General features: G+C 68.8%; 3 protein-coding genes and 1 pseudogene. All 4 read left to right on the top strand.

Translation table 11 applies throughout. The annotated features are described in order from the left end of the window. Positions 1-338: pseudogene (locus AC1D00_RS34895) on the top strand (PA0069 family radical SAM protein); the annotation flags it as partial. A 24-nt stretch (positions 339-362) separates the two neighbouring features. Continuing rightward, a complete protein-coding gene (locus tag AC1D00_RS34890; RefSeq protein ID WP_477013809.1) occupies positions 363-818 on the top strand; it encodes a VOC family protein in 456 nt (151 codons plus the stop codon). Between the two features lie 77 nt (positions 819-895). Further along, on the top strand, positions 896-1762 hold the full coding sequence (locus tag AC1D00_RS34885) for a ribonuclease HII (RefSeq protein WP_477013808.1): 867 nt from the start codon (positions 896-898) through the stop codon (positions 1760-1762). A 210-nt stretch (positions 1763-1972) separates the two neighbouring features. Beyond that, a partial coding sequence (locus AC1D00_RS34880) for a glycosyltransferase family 39 protein (protein ID WP_477013807.1) occupies positions 1973-2825 on the top strand: 853 nt, incomplete at its 3' end.

Raw genomic sequence — 2825 nt, 5'->3', positions numbered from 1 at the left:
TTCTCGATGCGGCCGCCCATGCCGGCGTCAAGGAAGCCTCCTACGTGCTGCTGCGGCTGCCGCTGGAGGTGCGCGATCTCTTCCGCGAATGGCTGATGGCGAACTATCCGGACCGCTATCGCCACGTCTTCACGCTRATCCGCGACATGCGCGGCGGGCGCGACTACGACGCGAAATGGGGCGAGCGGATGAAGGGCACCGGCCCGATGGCCTGGACCATCGGTCGCCGCTTCGAGATCGCCTGCGAGAGGCTCGGGCTCAACAAGCGTCGCGCAAGACTGACGATGGATCACTTTGCGCGGCCGAAGCGGAACGGCGATCAGCTCAGCCTGTTCTAGGAGCCGGGGCGAACGAGGTGTGTCATGCGCAAGGAATTGCCGCCCCCGGTGCCGCGGCTCACCGTCATCACGCTCGGCGTGAGCGACATCCGCGCCAGCATCGCGTTCTATGATGCCCTTGGCTTTTCGCGCCGGCTGAAGGCGACCGGCGAGGCCGTCGCCTTCTACGATACCGGCGGTCCGGTGCTTGCCCTGTTTCACTGGGACCAGCTCGCGGCCGACGCGGCCTTGCCTGATAGACCGAGGCCGACGACCTTCCGCGGCATCACGCTCGCCTGGAACTGCCGCGCGCGCGAGGAGGTCGATGCGGTGCTGGCCTTCGCCGTCGACAAGGGCGCCGCGCTGCTGAAGGCCGCGCATGAGACCGACTACGGCGGCTATTCCGGCTATTTCGCCGACCCCGACGGCCATCCCTGGGAAGTCGTGGTCGCTCCGGGCATCGAGGTCGGTGAGGACCGGCGGGTGCATCTGGCCGAGTAGGGCCGCCGGCCTGAATAACGGGAATTGCGAGGGGTTCCCGGTTGCGCTGGGCAGGCCGCTTGCGCACGATCCCGGCCATGATTCGGGACAAGTCCGCCAAGACGTCGGCCAAAGCTGCGCCCAAGAAGGACGCTGCGAACAAGGCAGCACCTGCTAAGGCTGGAAAGGCCTCAGCAGCCAAGCCTTCGACCGGCAAGAGCGCGGGCGCGAAAGGCGTCATCGCCGTCGCGCCGCCGAGCTTCCGCCGCGAGCGCGCGCTGATCAAGCGCGGCATCTGGCCGGTCGCCGGCTGCGACGAGGCTGGCCGCGGGCCGCTCGCAGGTCCCGTGGTGGCGGCCGCAGTGATTCTCGACCCCGATCGCATTCCGCGCGGCATCGACGATTCCAAGCGTCTGACGGCGGAGCAGCGCGAGAAGCTGTTCGACAAGATCTGCGCCACAGCGCAGGTCTCGGTCGCGGTCGCCTCGCCCGCCCGGATTGATCGCGACAACATCCTGCGCGCCTCGCTGTGGGCGCTGAAGCGTGCCGTGGTGGCGCTGCCCGAGCAGCCCCGCCACGTCTTCGTCGACGGCCGCGACCGGCTCGATACGGCATGCGACTGCGAGGCCGTGATCGGCGGCGACGGCATCGTGCTGTCGATCGCGGCGGCCTCGATCGTCGCCAAGGTGACGCGCGACCGGCTGATGTGCGCGCTGGCGCAGGACTGCCCGGGCTACGGCTTCGAGCAGCACAAGGGCTACGCCGTCCCCGAGCATCTCGACGCGCTGAACCGCCTCGGCCCGACCGTCCACCACCGCAGCTTCTTCGCCCCCGTCGCCGCCGCCCGCGCCAAGCACATGCCCTGGACGGTGGAGCCGGTGCAGGACCTGTTTTCGGTGACCGAGGTCGAGGTGCAGGTGCAGGTGGAAGCCCGAATCGAGATCGACGCGTCGGCGAATCTCTAGGGTCTAGTCCCGCCGGTCTCCACATCGTCATGGCCGGGCTTGACCCGGCCATCCACGTCTTGCCCGTGACACGAAAGAACGTGGATGCCCGGGACAAGCCCGGGCATGGCGAGCAGAGGGTCGTTGCCACGACGCGCAGCGCCCTTTATCAAAACAGATGTGAGCGAATAGGGCCGGCTGGACGGGTTGGCTGCATCTTTCGGGCGTTGCATGCGGTTTACCTCCCTGGTCATCGAGCTCATTCGCGCCCGGCCGCGGCTGATCGTGTGGATCGCCGTGCTGCTCCAGGCCGTGATGTGGCTGTTCGTGGCGCTGGTGTTCTATCGCAGCCCGCCCGGCACCCTTGCGACCCTCTTGGCCTTCGGCCGGGAATACCAGGTCGGTACCGATCTCGGCCCGCCGCTGCCGGTCTGGCTCGCCGACATCGCCTATCGCGCCGCCGGCGGCCACATGTTCGGCGTCTATGTCCTCGCCCAGCTCTGTGAGATCGCGACCTTCATCGCGCTCTATCACCTCTCCCGTGCCGTGGTCGGCTCGCAGCAGGCCGTGCTCGCCGTGCTGCTGACGATGACGGTGCTGGCCTTCTCCTCGCCGGCACTCGATTTCGGCCCGCTGGTGCTGGCGCGGCCGCTGTGGGCGCTCCTGCTGCTGCATTCCTGGCAGATCATCGGCCAGCGCCGCGGCAACGCCTGGTTCGCCTGGTCGATCGAGGCCGGCCTCTTGCTGCTGACGACGCCCGCGGCGGTCTTTCTGCTCCTGCTGCTCGTCGTCTTCGCGGTCGCGACCGCGGGCGGCCGCCGCACGTTGCGCGCGCTCGATCCGCTGTTCGCGCTGATCGTCGTCGCCGTGCTGGCGCTGCCCTATGCGGTCTGGCTGATGCGCGCCGAGACGCTGGTCCTGCCGGCCTTGCCTGAGGTCGCCGAGCTGAACGCCCGCGCGCTGCATGCGGCCTGGCTGCTCGGCGGGCTCGTGCTCGGGGCCGCGGCGATCCCGGCGCTGACCTTTCTCAATAGCGGCCTGTTCGTCGCCAAGGGCGAGGAGGCGCCGATCATCTACCGTCCGC

It is taken from the genome of Bradyrhizobium sp. P2_E8 (assembly GCF_056403875.1).
Note: the sequence above shows the minus strand (reverse complement) of the source record. Positions and strands in the feature narration are given on the sequence as shown.